Annotated in this window: 14 protein-coding genes and 1 pseudogene; 6 read left to right on the top strand and 9 right to left on the bottom strand. The window is 72.0% G+C overall.

Annotated elements, in window-relative coordinates; translation table 11 throughout:
• Positions 1-10: 10 nt before the first annotated feature.
• Together LUU90_RS02480 and LUU90_RS02475 are read right to left on the bottom strand one after the other, a co-directional pair.
• Positions 11-397, bottom strand: coding sequence for a hypothetical protein (locus LUU90_RS02480; protein WP_275001659.1), 387 nt, complete (start codon positions 395-397; stop codon positions 11-13).
• Positions 394-2,709 (bottom strand): MMPL family transporter, encoded by a 2,316-nt coding sequence (locus LUU90_RS02475; RefSeq protein ID WP_275001658.1) that lies wholly within the window; start codon positions 2,707-2,709, stop codon positions 394-396. The genes LUU90_RS02480 and LUU90_RS02475 overlap by 4 nt, the downstream gene beginning before the upstream one ends.
• Before the next feature lie 91 nt (positions 2,710-2,800).
• Between LUU90_RS02475 and LUU90_RS02470 the strand changes: the two genes are divergently transcribed.
• Entirely contained in the window at positions 2,801-3,457 is a 657-nt protein-coding gene (locus LUU90_RS02470) for a TetR/AcrR family transcriptional regulator (RefSeq protein WP_275001657.1), read from the top strand.
• Here LUU90_RS02470 and LUU90_RS02465 read toward each other — a convergent pair.
• Positions 3,430-4,923 (bottom strand): PLP-dependent aminotransferase family protein, encoded by a 1,494-nt coding sequence (locus LUU90_RS02465; RefSeq protein ID WP_275001655.1) that lies wholly within the window; start codon positions 4,921-4,923, stop codon positions 3,430-3,432. The two genes, LUU90_RS02470 and LUU90_RS02465, sit on opposite strands and share 28 nt — an antisense overlap.
• A 61-nt stretch (positions 4,924-4,984) precedes the next feature.
• Between LUU90_RS02465 and LUU90_RS02460 the strand changes: the two genes are divergently transcribed.
• Positions 4,985-5,683 (top strand): YczE/YyaS/YitT family protein, encoded by a 699-nt coding sequence (locus LUU90_RS02460; RefSeq protein WP_275001654.1) that lies wholly within the window; start codon positions 4,985-4,987, stop codon positions 5,681-5,683.
• A 74-nt stretch (positions 5,684-5,757) separates the two neighbouring features.
• Positions 5,758-6,762 (top strand): annotated as a pseudogene (locus LUU90_RS02455) (aldo/keto reductase family protein); the annotation flags it as partial.
• 63 nt (positions 6,763-6,825) lie between these two features.
• On the opposite strand, the gene LUU90_RS02450 reads toward LUU90_RS02455, so the two are convergent.
• Positions 6,826-7,401: a DUF3043 domain-containing protein gene (locus LUU90_RS02450; RefSeq protein ID WP_275001758.1), complete on the bottom strand. Its 576-nt coding sequence runs from the start codon at positions 7,399-7,401 to the stop codon at positions 6,826-6,828.
• Between the two features lie 101 nt (positions 7,402-7,502).
• On the opposite strand from LUU90_RS02450, the gene LUU90_RS02445 reads away from it, so the two are divergent.
• Complete coding sequence (locus LUU90_RS02445) at positions 7,503-8,882, top strand: dipeptidase (RefSeq protein WP_275001653.1); 1,380 nt, start codon at positions 7,503-7,505, stop codon at positions 8,880-8,882.
• Here the strand turns inward: LUU90_RS02445 and LUU90_RS02440 are convergent.
• Genes LUU90_RS02440 through nadA form a run of 3 tightly spaced genes read right to left on the bottom strand, consistent with a single transcriptional unit; the run spans position 8,879 to position 11,293 of the window.
• Positions 8,879-9,424, bottom strand: coding sequence for an acyl-CoA thioesterase (locus tag LUU90_RS02440; protein ID WP_425596162.1), 546 nt, complete (start codon positions 9,422-9,424; stop codon positions 8,879-8,881). The genes LUU90_RS02445 and LUU90_RS02440 overlap by 4 nt on opposite strands.
• Before the next feature lie 31 nt (positions 9,425-9,455).
• Positions 9,456-10,064, bottom strand: coding sequence for a DJ-1/PfpI family protein (locus LUU90_RS02435; protein ID WP_275001651.1), 609 nt, complete (start codon positions 10,062-10,064; stop codon positions 9,456-9,458).
• Positions 10,065-10,078: 14 nt separating this feature from the next.
• Positions 10,079-11,293: a quinolinate synthase NadA gene (gene nadA / locus LUU90_RS02430; protein WP_275001650.1), complete on the bottom strand. Its 1,215-nt coding sequence runs from the start codon at positions 11,291-11,293 to the stop codon at positions 10,079-10,081.
• A gap of 14 nt (positions 11,294-11,307) precedes the next feature.
• Between nadA and LUU90_RS02425 the strand changes: the two genes are divergently transcribed.
• Together LUU90_RS02425 and erpA are read left to right on the top strand one after the other, a co-directional pair.
• Positions 11,308-11,946, top strand: coding sequence for a hypothetical protein (locus LUU90_RS02425; RefSeq protein WP_275001649.1), 639 nt, complete (start codon positions 11,308-11,310; stop codon positions 11,944-11,946).
• Positions 11,947-12,089: 143 nt separating this feature from the next.
• Positions 12,090-12,443 (top strand): iron-sulfur cluster insertion protein ErpA, encoded by a 354-nt coding sequence (gene erpA / locus LUU90_RS02420; RefSeq protein WP_108495706.1) that lies wholly within the window; start codon positions 12,090-12,092, stop codon positions 12,441-12,443.
• A gap of 136 nt (positions 12,444-12,579) precedes the next feature.
• Here erpA and LUU90_RS02415 read toward each other — a convergent pair whose 3' ends face one another.
• Positions 12,580-12,813: a sulfurtransferase TusA family protein gene (locus LUU90_RS02415; protein ID WP_275001647.1), complete on the bottom strand. Its 234-nt coding sequence runs from the start codon at positions 12,811-12,813 to the stop codon at positions 12,580-12,582.
• Positions 12,813-14,021, bottom strand: coding sequence for a cysteine desulfurase family protein (locus tag LUU90_RS02410; protein WP_275001646.1), 1,209 nt, complete (start codon positions 14,019-14,021; stop codon positions 12,813-12,815). Before LUU90_RS02410 ends, LUU90_RS02415 begins: the two co-directional genes overlap by 1 nt.
• Between the last annotated feature and the right edge of the window lie 236 nt (positions 14,022-14,257).

Here is a 14,257-nt window from a genome sequence, read left to right as displayed (position 1 = left end):
CGCACGGCGATCACGGACGCACGGGACTCGAACTACGTGGTGCCTCGACCGGGCGGCCGGCCGGACCGCGGACGAGCCCGCGGACGAGGAACAACGACAGGATGACGCAGGCACCGATCAGGGGCAGGTGGTCGAGGCCGTCGACGAGCTCGCCCCGCACGGCGTAGTGGGACAGCGAGACGGTCCACACCCCGGCGGCCAGCCCGAACGCGAACACGAGCGCCGGGGCCGCCCAGCGAGCCGGGAGGCTCGCGGTGACCACCAGCAGGACGCTCAGGAGCAGGTCGGGCACCAGGAACGGGTTGTCGGCGCGGACCGCGTCCGTGACGAGGAAGTAGACGGTCATCACCGCGGCCAGGATGGCGGCGACGAGACGGGCTGTGCTCAGGGCGGTCACCGGGGTGTCCTCTCGAGGGCGTGCTGGGCGGGTATGGCGGAGGGCGGCGGCTGCTCATCCGCTGCGGGAGTCACCGGGTGCTCCCGAAAGCCGAACCGGTCGTGCAGGGCGCGTAGCGGGGCGGGCGACCACCAGCTCGCCCGTCCGGTGAGGCGCAGGGCGGCGGGTACCAGCACACCTCGGATCAGCGTGGCATCGACCGCCACGGCGAGTGCCATGCCGATGCCGAGCTGCTGCATGAACGACACCTCGCTGGACGCGTACACCGCGAACGACGCGGCCAGGATGAGCGCGGCGGCGGTGACCAAGGGTGCCGAGCGTGCGATACCCGCCGGCACCGACCCCACCACGTCGCCGGTGCGGGCGTACTCCTCCTGGACGCGGGCCAGCAGGAACACCTCGTAGTCCATGCTCAGGCCGTAGGCGATGCAGAACATGAGCAGCAGGATGCTCGGTTCCACGACACCGGTCGGCGTGAAGCCGAGCAGCCCTGCCAGCGCCCCGTCCTGGAAGCCCCACACCACCACGCCGAACATGACCGAGAGCGAGAGCAGGTTGAGCACGATCGCCGTCAGCGGTGCGATGACGCTGCCGGTCATCACGAACAGGACGACGAACGTCACGGCGAGGATGAGCACCCCCACGAGCGGCAGGCGGTCGACGATGCCGTCGCGGTAGTCGGCGAGCTCTGCCGGATATCCGCCCACCACGACGTCGAACGGCGCGTCGGCACCGCGAACTTCTCGGACCAGGCCGACGGGATCGTTCGCGAGGCGATCGCTGGTCGGCAGGACGGACAGCCGGGTCGCGGTGCCGGAGTCGAACCGGTCGGCGCCGAACGGTCCCGCCGGACCGAGCCGCTCACCGGCTGCGAACGCACCGGCGGCCGAGTCCACCCGGGCGACGCCCGAGATCTGCGACAGGGACGCGGCGTAGTCGTGGAGGGCCTGGTCCGGAACGTCCCCAGCCCCTGTGTCGGGCTCTGTGCTGCCCGCGCTTGCTCCTCCGGGCTCGGTGGTGCCGGCCCTCGCATCCGACGCGTCCGGTGCGACGACGAAGAGCGCGTCGGCTTCCTCCGCTGCGAAGTCGGCCCGGATCGTGTCGTACATCGCGCGCACTGGCTGGTCGCTGTTGTTGAGGACGCGGTCGTCGGGTGAGCCGAAGGTCAGTCCGAGCGTGGGAGCACCGAGCAGGACCAGCACCAGGAGGCCAGCGCCCCCGGTCACGACCGGCCGGCGCATCACCGTGGCGGACACCCGGAACCAGAAGCCGTCCTCGATGCGGTCCGCGCGTGCCGGGCGCAGCATCCGGGGGCCGGCCAGGCGGAGGATCGCGGGGAGCGCCACTGTCGCGCCCAGTACCGCGCAGAGCACCACGGCGATCCCCGCGTAGGCGAACGAGGACAGGAACGGGAACGGGAACACGAACAGGACGGCCAGCGCGGCGGCGACGGTCAGACCGCTGAACAGGACGGTGCGCCCCGCGCCGGCCACCGTCCGGCGGACGGCCTCGGTGGAGTCGTGGCCCGCGGCGACCTCCTCGCGGTAGCGGTAGATCATGAACAGGCTGTAGTCGACGCCGAGGCCGATGCCCATCACGAGCGAGACGTTGGCTGCGAACGTCGACACCTCGGTGAACGTCACCACCAGCCGGATCAGTGCGAGGCTGCCGGCCGCCGCGAACAGGCCGACGGCGAGCGTGGCCAGGGCGGGCGCGAACCGCCGGTAGACGAGCCACAGGAGCGCCAGCACCAGGGGCACGACGATGAGCTCGGCGCGCAGGAAGTCGGTGCGGGCCTGACCGGCGACGATGCGGAAGATCTCGTCGCCGCCGCCGAGGGTGACCTCGACCTGGGCGCCGTCGAACCGCTCGACGACGTCCGATTCCAGGGCGGGCAGCACCTCGCCGCGCACGTGGTCGGCATCACCGGGGACCCAGGCCAGGACGAGTGCCTGCCGGCGGTCCTCGCCGGCAAGGGTGTCGGGTGCGGCTGGGCTCCAGTACGACCAGGCGTCCCCGACGCCGGGGAAGCGGGCCACCGTGTCGGTGAGCTCGCGGCCCAGGGTGACCACGTCGTCGTCGTCCACCGTGCCGGAGGCCGGCGAGACCAGGAGCGCGACGTTGGGGCTGCCGGTGCCGAACCGCTCGGCCAGGGCCGCGCGGGCTACGGCGGACTCGGAGCCCGGGGCCTCGTAGCGGTTGAGGGACAGGGAGCTGATGGTGGTGGCGGCTACCGCGAACGACGCGAGTAGGACGAGGGCTGAGGAGACGAGCACCCGCCAGGGGCGGTGGGTGACAAGGCGACCGAGCACGGGCGCTCCCGAGGTCTAGGATGAATGCGAGCAATGACTCGCGTAAAGAATGCGAGTGATCGCTCGTGTTTGTCAACAGTAAGGTGGGCGGATGGAAGATCAGCTGGAGGCCGAGGCTGCTGATGGCACCACGGCGGAGCGCACTGCCCCGCGAAAGCGGCAGGCGCGGGGCGAGCGACGGATCGCCGAGATCCTCGCCGCCGCGGCCCGGGTCCTGGCGGCGCAGGGCTACGAGAAGACGACGACCAACGCGATAGCGGCGGAGGCCGGGATCTCGCCCGGCTCGCTGTACCAGTACTTTCGGAACAAGGACGAGATCGCCGCGGAGCTGGCGACCACCTACGCGGCCGGCCTGCGTGCGGCGCACGAGGCGGCGTTCGACCTCACCGACGTCACGAACCTGACTCCCGGCGAGACGATCGACCGCGTGATCGACCCGATCCTTGCTTTCAACCTGGCCAACCCCGGTTTCAAGGCGCTGCATGCCAGGCCCGACATGCCGCCGGGCCTGGCGGCGGCCACCCGGCCCATCCACGACGCGCTGCTGGGTCGCGTGATCAGCCTGCTCAAGACCCGTTTCCCGGAGCGGTCGCTCGTGGAGCTGAACCTGGCCGGGCAGCTGATGATCCAGGTCGTCCAGGCGGCGATGCCCTCGGTCACCACGGCCGACGCGGACGAGCGACCGGTGATCATCACCGAGGTGAAGCGGATGCTGGGTGCCTACCTCCGGGAGCTGGCGGAACGCTGACGGCCTGCCACGCGTGCCCACGCCCGGACCATGCGCGGTACTGCGTCCCGCAGCTCCGCGGGTGACCGCGTGTAGGTGAGCCGCACGTGCGCGGCGGCGCCGGCGTTGTCCGGGGTGAACAGCGGGCCGGCGGCGACGAGGGCGCCCTCCGCCGCTGCCGCGGCCGCGAAGGCCTGGGCGACCGGAAGGCCGAGGTCGACCCAGCAGAACAGCCCGCCCGGCGGCGTGGGCACGTCCCACGGGAATGCCTCGCGGAGCATGCCGACGAGCAGGTCGCGGCGCTCGCGCAGCATGCGGCGCCTGCCGACCATCACGTCGGCGCGCCGCCCGAGCAGATCCGTCACGGCCAGCTGCTCCAGCACCGCCGTCGCGATGTCCGCGGACTGCCGCGCACGGGCGAGCTGGGCGATCACCTGCGGGTGTGCCCGGACCCAGCCGACGCGCAGACCGCCCCAGAACGACTTGGAGGCCGACCCCACCGACACCACGTGCGGTGACGAGCCGTCCCCGGCGAACGGGGGCGGCGTCTCGTCGTCGGACAGCCCGAGCTCGACGAGCGTCTCGTCACCCACGACGGTGACGCCGTGCCGGTCGGCGATCTCCCGGACCGCCGCGCGCTCGTCGGCGGACAGCACGGAACCGGTCGGGTTATGGTAGTCCGGGACGAGGTACACGAGCCGCGGCCGGGCACGGCGGACGGTCGAGGCGAGCATGTCGACGTCCAGCGGTCCGGTCGGTACGCCCACCACGCGGCCGCCGGCGTTACGCATCGCTTCCATGGCATGGAAGTAGGTGGGGGACTCCACGACCGCGCGGTCGCCCGGGCTCAGGTAGGCGTGCGCGAGCAGGGCGATCGCCTGCTGGGCGCCGGTCGTCACGAGGATCTCGTCGGCCGTGGTCGGCACACCGCGCTCGCGGTAGCGCGCGGCGACGGCCTCACGCAACGGGGCGAGGCCGTACGGCTCGTAGCCGCCCGAGTCGAGATAGGCGGGCAGCCCTTCCAGCGCTCGGGTGAAGGCCTCGTGCAGCTCGGGCGGCGCCGGCGGCGTCGCCTGCAACAGGTCCATGTGCCCGACGCCGGAGGGGGCCACCGTGCGGACGGCGCCGCGCAGGGCCTCGCCGGCCACCGGCGCATCGCCACCGGCCGGTCGGCCTGGAACAGGTCCGGCGGAGCGCCGGGGCAGCGCGGTGACGGTGCCCGACCCGACCCGGCTCACCGCGAACCCGAGCTCGCGCAGCCGCGCGTACGCGCCGGACGTGGTGGTGCGCGACACCTTCAGGATCGCCGCGAGCTCACGCTCGCTGGGCAGGCGGGTGTGCGGGGCGACCTTTCCCGACAGGACCGCTGCCCGCAGGGCGTCCGCGAGTGCCACGTAGGCGGGTCCGCCCGCGTGCCACGTGCCGAGGAGTCGGGCGGTGCTCGCGGGGGAGAGTTGGCGGAGCACGGTCGGGGTCGCGGTGGGCATGGGTCCACTCTTCTCCGATTGGCCCTGGATGACAAGGCCAATCCTCCCGCACCATGGATGCATGACCACGTCCACCGCCCGCCCGTCCGACAACATCCCCCCGCTCGCCGCGACGGCTGCCGCCCCGACCATCCAGGGCCCCGCACCCGTCCTCATGTCCCTCCCACGCCGCGTCGCACAGCTCGCGCTGGGACTCGTGGGATTCGGCGTCGCGACAGCGATGATGCTGCACTCGGGCCAGGGCGCGATGCCGTGGGCGGTGCTGGACCAGGGCATCGTGGACCGCACGGGCCTGGCCTACGGGTGGGTCGTGTTCGGGGTCGGGCTGCTCGTGATGCTCGCGTGGATCCCGCTCCGCCAGAAGCCGGGCATCGGGACGGTCTCCAACATCATCGTGATCAGCCTGGTGATCGACCCGACCCTGTGGGTCCTGGAGCGGCTGCTCCCCGACCCGGGTCTGCTCGCCGGGATCGGCCTGGCCCTGGGCGGGATCGTGCTCCTCGGGGTGAGCACCGCCGCCTATGTGGGCGCACGGCTGGGTCCGGGACCACGGGACGGTCTGATGACCGGGCTCGTGCACGTCACCGGCTGGCCGGTCTGGCTGGTCAAGACGGCCATCGAGGTCAGCGTGGTGGTGCTCGGTGTGCTCCTCGGCGGGACGTTCGGGTGGGCGACCGTCGTGTTCGCCTTCACCGTCGGTCCGGTGGTGCAGGTCGCCGCACGGTGGCTCGCGCCGTCGGGCCTGGCGGGGCATCGCTGAGGTGCCGTCGAGGCGCTATTGACCGGTCGCCGGGGTGCGCCGATTCGATTCGATCTTCGTCGTAGGGTGAAGCCATGGTCAACTATCGGTACCTCGGTAACAGTGGTCTCAAGATCTCGGAGATCACCTACGGCAACTGGCTCACGCACGCCTCGCAGGTGGAGAACGACGTCGCCTCGGCATGTGTCCGCGCCGCGCTCGACGCCGGCATCACCACCTTCGACACCGCTGACGCGTACGCGAACACGGCGGCGGAGCAGGTTCTCGGCGACGCGCTGAAGGGCGAGCGCCGCGAGTCCCTCGAGATCTTCACGAAGGTGTACTGGCCCACCGGACCCAAGGGTCCCAACGACACGGGCCTCTCGCGCAAGCACATCATGGAGTCCATCAACGGCTCCCTCACCCGCCTCGGCACCGACTACGTCGACCTGTACCAGGCGCACCGCTTCGACGTGGAGACCCCGCTCGAGGAGACGATGCAGGCCTTCGCCGACATCGTGCGCCAGGGCAAGGCGCTCTACATCGGCGTCTCGGAGTGGACCGCCGACCAGATCCGCGAGGGCGCAGCGCTGGCCAAGCAGCTCGGCTTCCAGCTGATCTCCTCGCAGCCCCAGTACTCGATGCTGTGGCGCGTCATCGAGGACGAGGTGGTTCCCGCCTCGAAGGATGCCGGCGTCTCCCAGATCGTGTGGTCGCCCATGGCGCAGGGCGTGCTCTCGGGCAAGTACCTGCCCGGGCAGCCGGCCCCCGCCGGCTCGCGCGCCACGGACGAGAAGGGCGGTGCGCAGACGATCAGCCGCTTCATGAACGACGAGACGCTGACCGCCGTGCAGAACCTCAAGCCGGTGGCTGCCGAGCTGGACCTGTCGATGGCGCAGCTCGCCGTCGCGTGGGTGCTGCAGAACGACAACGTGGCCGCGGCGCTCGTGGGTGCGTCGCGTCCGGAGCAGGTCGCCGAGAACGTCAAGGCGTCGGGTGTGACCATCCCCGCCGAGCTGATGAAGCAGATCGACGAGGCCCTGGACGGCGTGATCGTCCGCGACCCGGCGAAGACCCTCGAGGGTATGCCGAAGAAGCGCTCGAATTCGTGGTGCCACCCCTGGAGCCGGGCGTCCTGCCGGTGCCCGCTCGGGAAGCCGGAGCTACTCCGGGTAGTTGCCGCGCTTCTTGCTCATCGGCTTCGGCAGACGCGACCGGCGCAGCTGGTAGGCGCGCGTGATCGTGTACATGAGGAGACCGCGCTGCACCTCGCCGAACTTCGCGGTCAGGCGCTTCTTCAGCGACCGCCACAGGAGCCACGCGTCGATGATCGTCAGGAACAGGAACCCGTAGAGGCCGAGCATCACGACGATGCTGAGCTCCGGGTACTGGGAGGTGAAGAACGTCGCGAACAGGAAGATGAACGCGACCGGCAGGAAGAACTCACCGAGGTTCCAGCGGGCGTCCACGAAGTCACGGACGTAGCGGCGCACCGGGCCCTTGTCCTTGGCCGGCATGTAGCGCTCGTCGCCGGTCTGCATCGCCTGGTAGGCGCGCTCGCGGTCGATGCGCGACTTCTCGCGCTGCGCCTTCCGGGCGGCCTTGCGGTCGTCCGGGACCAGCGGACGCTTGTTCGCGGCCTGCGCGACGTTGCGCTTGGGGGTGGGACGCCCCTTCTTGGGGGCGCTGTTCGGCGTCGTCGCGGACGGGGGCGTCGCCTCGTCGGGGGAGTCGCCCACGGGGGTCACGCCGTCGGGTGTCGGAGTCTTGCTGCGGGAGAACACCTCCCCAGCCTAATCGGTCGCAGCAGTGCCCCGCTGCGAGCCGTTAACGTGGGGCGGTGACTTCTGATACAACCGCGGCCCTCCGCGCCCGCGTCGCCGAGCTGTTCCCCGCCCTGCAGGCCGATCTCGAGGCGCTCGTGCGCGTCCCGAGCGTCTCGGCCGCCGCGTTCGACCAGGCGCACGTCGCCGCGAGCGCCGCCGCCACGGAACAGCTGCTGCGGGACGCGGGCCTGCCTGACGTCCAGATCCTGTCCGCACCGCGTCCCGACGGCACGCAGGGCGCGCCCGCCGTCGTCGCGCGCAGGCCGGCGCCCGAGGGCGCGCCGACCGTGCTCCTCTACGCGCACCACGACGTGCAGCCGCCGGGTGATCCTGCTACCTGGGACACCGACCCGTTCGAGCCCACGCAGGTGGGCGAGCGCCTCTTCGGCCGGGGCGCCGCCGACGACAAGGCGGGCATCGTCGCGCACCTGGGTGCCCTGCGCGCCCTAGGTCTGCCGGACGGGGCGGACCTGCCCGTGGGTGTCACGGTCTTCCTCGAGGGTGAGGAGGAGTCGGGCTCGCCGTCGTTCCGCGCGTTCCTGGAGGCCCACCGGGACCTGCTGGCGGCCGACGTCATCGTCGTCGCCGACTCGACGAACTGGAAGGTGGGTGTCCCTGCCCTCACGACGTCGCTACGTGGCCTGGTCGACGGTGTGGTCGAGCTGAAGGTACTGGAGCACGCGGTGCACTCGGGCATGTTCGGCGGAGCGGTGCTGGACGCCGTGACCCTGATGTCCCGGCTGGTCGCGACGTTCCACGACGAGGCGGGCGACGTGGCGATCGAGGGCCTGGTCGCCGCGCCCGAGCCGGAGGTCGACTACGACGAGGCCGCCTTCCGCGCGGACTCCTCGCTGCTCGACGGGGTGTCGCTGGCCGGCACCGGCACGGTCTCCGGCCGGCTGTGGGCCAAGCCCGCGCTGTCCGTGATCGGCATGGACGTGACCTCGGTGGCGGAGGCGTCGAACACGATCGCGCCGAGCTGCACCGCGAAGGTGTCGCTGCGGCTCGCACCGGGGCAGGACCCGGCGGCGGCTGACGAGGCGCTGGCCGCCCACGTCGCGAAGCACGCCCCGTTCGGCGCGCAGGTCACGTGGCGCTCCGGCGAGCAGGGCAAGCCGTTCCTCGCCTCCGGTGACACGGCGGCGATGCGTGCGGCGCGCGCCGCGTTCACCGAGGCGTGGGGCACCGCACCGGTCGACGTCGGCGTGGGCGGGTCGATCCCGTTCATCGCGGACCTGCTGGAGGTCTTCCCGGACGCCGCGATCCTCGTGACAGGGGTCGAGGACCCGGACTCGCGGGCGCACGGCGCGAACGAGTCGGTGCACCTGGGTGAGCTCCAGAAGGTCGTCCTGGCGGAGGCCCTGCTGCTGACGAAGGTCGGCGAAGGGCTCTAGCTCCTGGTGGCGGGCTCGCGCGGTGCGACGTCCAGCGCGCGAGCCCAGGCCGCCACGTCCGCGGGGAGCTCGGGGGAGGGCAGGTCCTCACCCATGACGTCCCGCACGACGTCGAACGCCGAGATCCGGTTGCCCTTGCGGTCCAGGAACCGGCTGGCCACGATGCCGCGGGCACAGAGCTGGCCGCCGCGCGTGAACACCTGCTCCAGGTAGAACACGCGCTCGTCCCAGCCGATGATCCGCGTGGTGATCTCGAACCGGTCGAACGGCCGCAGAGACCGGCGGTACTTCATGGTCGACGCCGCGACGACCGGCGCCCACCCCTTCTGGCGCGCGACCGGGAACATGCCGAGGTCGGCGATCTGGTTGTTCCGGGCCACGTCCATCATCTGCAGGTACGTGCCGTTGTTGACGTGCAGGTTGGAGTCGAGGTCCAGGAGGCCGACGCGCATCCTGGTGACGGACGGGTCGAGCAGGTTCTGCCCAGGGCGGGCCTTGCGGGGGAACAGTCCGGTCCAGGTGAGCTGGAACATGCGAGCCATGCGTCGAAGGTTATACCGAGAACCGGAGGTATCAGATACCTGTCGGTTCGGCGGGCGGGTGCTGGATCTCGTTGCGCACCGCGCGGGCGATGTCCGCCGACTCGAGCCGCTCGACCAGGTGGAGCGCCATGTCGATCCCCGACGAGACACCTGCCGAGGTGACCACGTCGCCGTCGTCCACGAACCGCGCCTCGGTGTCTATCAGGACGCTCGGATCCATCTCGGCGAGCTCGTCGTAGTGGCTGTGGTGCGTGGTCGCCGGACGCCCCGCCAGGAGGCCCGCGGCCGCGAACGACAGGGCGCCCGTGCAGACGCTGGCCATGATCGGGGTCTGCTTGCGGATCTGGCGCAGCCACTCGAGGTGCCCGGCCTGGGCGAGCAGCGGCCGGGTTCCGAGGCCGCCCGGGTAGACCAGCACGTGCAGCGGCCCGACGTCGTCCGCACCGTGCGCCGGCAGGATCCGCAGGCCTTTCGCGAGCCGCACCCCGGAGCCGTCCCAGGAGAACGTGCTCACCGACGGCCGCAGCTCCTGCGAGTGGGAGCCCCACTCGGCGAAGACCTCGAAGGGCCCGACGACGTCGAGCTCCTCCGCCCCGTCGAAGACGAAGATCCCGATCCGCAGCCCGCCGTTGCCGGTCATGTGCTCAGCTCGTGTCAGATACCCGGGAGGGCCAGCATCTGGTCGAGCGCGACGCGGGCCCAGTGGGCGTCGTCGGCGTCCACGACGATCTGGTTCACCACGCGTCCCTCCACGAGCGACTCCATCGCCCACACGAGGTGGGGCAGGTCGATGCGGTTCATGGTCGAGCAGAAGCACACCGTCGAGTCGAGATAGTGCACGTTCTTGTCGGGGTGCGCCTTGGCGACCCTGCGCACCAGGTTGAGCTCGGTGCCGATCGCCCACGAGGACCCGGGCTCCGCCGCGTCCAGCTGCTTGATGATGTACTCGGTCGAACCCACGTAGTCGGCCGCCGTGACAACCTCGTGCTTGCACTCCGGGTGCACCATCACGTTGACGCCCGGGACGGCCGCGCGGATGTCGGAGACGTTCTTCTCCGAGAAGCGCCCGTGCACCGAGCAGTGGCCGCGCCACAGGATCATCCGGGCGTCGCGCAGCTCCTGGTCGGTGAGCCCGCCGTTCGGCTTGCGCGGGTCGAAGACGACGCACTCGTCCAGCGACATCGCCAGCTCGAGCACCGCGGTGTTGCGGCCGAGGTGCTGGTCGGGCAGGAACAGCACCTTGCCGGTGCCGTCGATGCCACCGACCTGGTCGAACGCCCAGCGCAGTGCGACCTCGGCGTTGGACGAGGTGCACACGGTGCCCCCGTGCCGCCCGGTGAAAGCCTTGATCGCGGCCGAGGAGTTCATGTACGTGACGGGGATCGTCGAGTCCGCGATGCCGACGTCCTGCAGCACCGCCCAGGCCTCCTCGACCTGGCCGATCGCCGCCATGTCGGCCATGGAGCAGCCGGCCGCGAGGTCGGGCAGCACGACCTGCTGCCGGTCGGAGGTGAGGATGTCCGCGCTCTCGGCCATGAAGTGCACGCCGCAGAACAGGATGAACTCGGCCTCGGGGCGGGCAGCCGCCTCGCGTGCGAGCTTGAAGGAGTCGCCGGTGACGTCGGCGAAGTCGATCACCTCGTCGCGCTGGTAGTGGTGCCCGAGCACGAACGCCCGGCTGCCCAGGGCGGCGCGCGCGGCGCGGGCCCGTTCCACCAGGTTCGGGTCGCTCGGGGCGGGCAGCTCGCCCGTACACTCCACGCCGCGCTCGGAGGCCAGGTCACGGCCCTGGCCGAGCAGCAGCAGCGGGGAGGGGGCGGGCTCGGAGAAGCCGGGGCTTTCAGCCAGCAGGGTGCTCACAGTCACCATGATGACACGCGGTGATGACACGCAGACAAGAGGGTGTCACGATGCGTCCCGTGCACGTGCTGCTGCTTGCCGAGACCCTGCCCGACGCCGAGCGACTCGCCTCCGCGTGGCGTGCCGCCGCGCCCCATGCCGACACCGAGGCCCGGGAGGTGCGAGTTCCGGGCTCCCCCGGACCCTCCGACGGAGGGTCCGGCCACGGCGGCGCACCCACCGCTCCCGGCCAACTCGCCGGCCCGGCCGGCCCGGCGGGCGGCGGGGGTGTGCTCCTGGCGGGGGCTGCGATCCCCGTGGGCCCTCCGGCGTCCGTCGGGCCGCAGGACGTGGGCCCCGCCCACCCGGGTCCCACGGCGCCGGGCCCCGCGCCGTCCGCCCTGCCACGGGAGGAGGGTGCGGCGCTCGCCGAGGCGGCCGCGCGGGCCGACGTCGTCGTGGCGTATGTCACGCGGCTCGACGGCGACCGGCTGCACCGCGGGGTGGTCGTCGAGGCGGCCGCGGCCGCGGCACCGCACGCCGTTCCCGTCGTCGTGGTCACGGACCGCAGCGAGGTGAGCAGGCGTGAGTGGTCCACGGCCGGGCTCAGCGGGGTGCACGAGGCGGCAGAGGGCGACGTCGCCCGCGTGGCTCGGACCTGGACGCCGGGCTGGGCGCGCTGAGCACGGACCGGTGATGGGGCGGGCCGGTCCGTGGGCGTACGATCTTCTTCAACAGGCCGGCAACGGGAACAGACGGACGGCCCGATGGGTTGGCACCGCTGAGACATCGACTACCGGTATGTCGAACACGATCGGGAGATGACATGACCGACACGACCACGGACATCGGAACCCACGGCGTCAACGTCACTGACGTCGCCGCGGGCAAGGTCCGTAGCCTGCTCGAGCAGGAGGGCCGCGACGACCTGCGCCTCCGCGTCGCGGTGCAGCCGGGTGGCTGTTCCGGGCTGATCTACCAGCTGTACTTCGACGAGCGTGTGCTCGACGGGGACGCGCTGCGCGACTACGACGGCGTCGAGGTCGTCGTGGACAAGATGAGCGTGCCGTACCTCGAGGGCGCCACGATCGACTTCAAGGACACCATCGAGCAGCAGGGCTTCACGATCGACAACCCGAACGCGGGCAGCGCATGCGCCTGCGGCGGGTCGTTCTCCTGATCTGAGCTCTGCGTCGACAGGACGTTGCACGACAGACGTTGCACGACGGCGGGCCGGTCACCTTTACGGTGACCGGCCCGCCTCTCGTTCGGGCGGGTCGGGGCAGGCCGGACGGGCCGGGGCAGTGAGGTCCGGGTCAGGCCAGGCGGACCGTGACGGACCAGCCGTCCCAGTCGCCGGTGTGCTCCACGGTCGAGACATGCTCGTGGCCGCGCATGCGGCACCACGCGGGTACGTCGAGCTTCGCGGCGGGGTCGGTCGACAGCACGGTCAGCTCCGCGCCGACGGGCAGCCCTTTCGCGGCGGCCGCGAGCCGGATCACGGGCAGCGGGCAGCGCAGCCCTCTGGCGTCCACCAGCGTGCCGGGCATCAGAGGCCGCCCACGCCGAGCATCTCCCGCACCCGCGCCACCGCTCCGGGCAGCACGGCGCAGAACCGGTCGACCTCGTCGGCGGTGGTCGTGCGGTCCAGTGCGATCCGTACGTTGCCGTGCGTGAGCACGCCCATCGCCGCGAGCACGTGCGAGGGTTCCAGCGTGCTCGACGTGCACGCCGAGCCGGACCCGACCGCGAACCCGTGCCGGTCCAGCTCGGTCACGAGCGCCTCGCCGTCCACGTAGAGGAACGAGAAGGTCGCGACGTGGGGGAGTCGCCCCTCCGGGTCACCCACCACCTCGACGTCCGGGATACGCGCGACCTGTGCACGCACGCGGTCCACGAGCTCGCGGCGCCGGGCCTCCTGCTCGACCCGGTCGGCCTCGACCGCCTGCAGCGCGACGGCGGCGGCAAAGGCGAGCGGCACGCTCACCCCGCCCGGCGCCCACGGGTCCTCGTCCTCCGGTCCGACCGGAGTGGTGCGGACCCGTTGCCGCACGGCGAGCACCCCGACGCCGGCGGGCCCGCCCCAGTCGGCGGGGTCGGCGGCCAGGAGGTCCCAGGTCCCGGGAACCGCCACGTGCCCGACGCTCGCCCCGGCGTCCACCAGGAGCGGGACGCCGGCCGCGCGTGCGGCGTCGTGCACGGTGTCGACCGGCTGGACCGTGCCCACCTCGCCGTTCGCATGCTGCAGCGCGGCCAGGGCGACACCCGGCGCCTGGACCGCGGCGATCATCGCGTCGGCGTCCACGCGTCCGAGCCGGTCCACCGGGACAGGGCCGGGCCGGGCAGCAGGCACGATCACGTCTGTCGGGCGCGCGCCTGCCGGGTGCACGCTCCCACCGGCTGCCGTGTGGGCGGCAGCCTGCAGCACCGCGGCCCGCTCGACCGCGCTGGTGACGACGGTGGTGCCCGCCCTCCGCCGGCCGGCCGCGGCCGACGCGACGGCCATGTGGAGCGAGGCGGTGTGGCCCGGCGTGAAGTGGACCTCCTGGGTCCGCGCGCCCAGCACGGCGGCGACGGCCTCACGGGCGCCGTCGAGCAGGCGGGCCGCGCGGCGGCCCTCGGCATGCAGGCGACGCGGATCGGCCCACCCGTCGCCGAGCGCCTGCTCGAACGCCTGCCGGGCGAGCGGGTGCCACGGGGCGCGCCCGCCGTTGTCGAGGTGCACCCGGTCGGGGGTGCCGGGGGTGGCGTGGCTCACACGTCCTCCTGCTCCTGTGTCATCCATCCGATCCTCGCACCTGCGCGGACCGGCCCGCCGCCACCATTGTTCTGACACGACTCGCGTGCGTGTCCTGAACAGCCTCGATGGGTGCCCGAGGTGCGTAGTGCGTCACGTCGCCGAGGGCGCCTTCCGGGCATCATCAGGCCTCTGAGCGCGCTAGGCTGCATCCCATCGAGGACGAAGGTTCTGCGTGGAGCTCGGGAGGAAACCGG

Source organism: Promicromonospora iranensis (assembly GCF_028994775.1).
Taxonomy (GTDB): Bacteria; Actinomycetota; Actinomycetes; order Actinomycetales; family Cellulomonadaceae; genus Promicromonospora; species Promicromonospora iranensis_A.
Note: the sequence above shows the minus strand (reverse complement) of the source record. Positions and strands in the feature narration are given on the sequence as shown.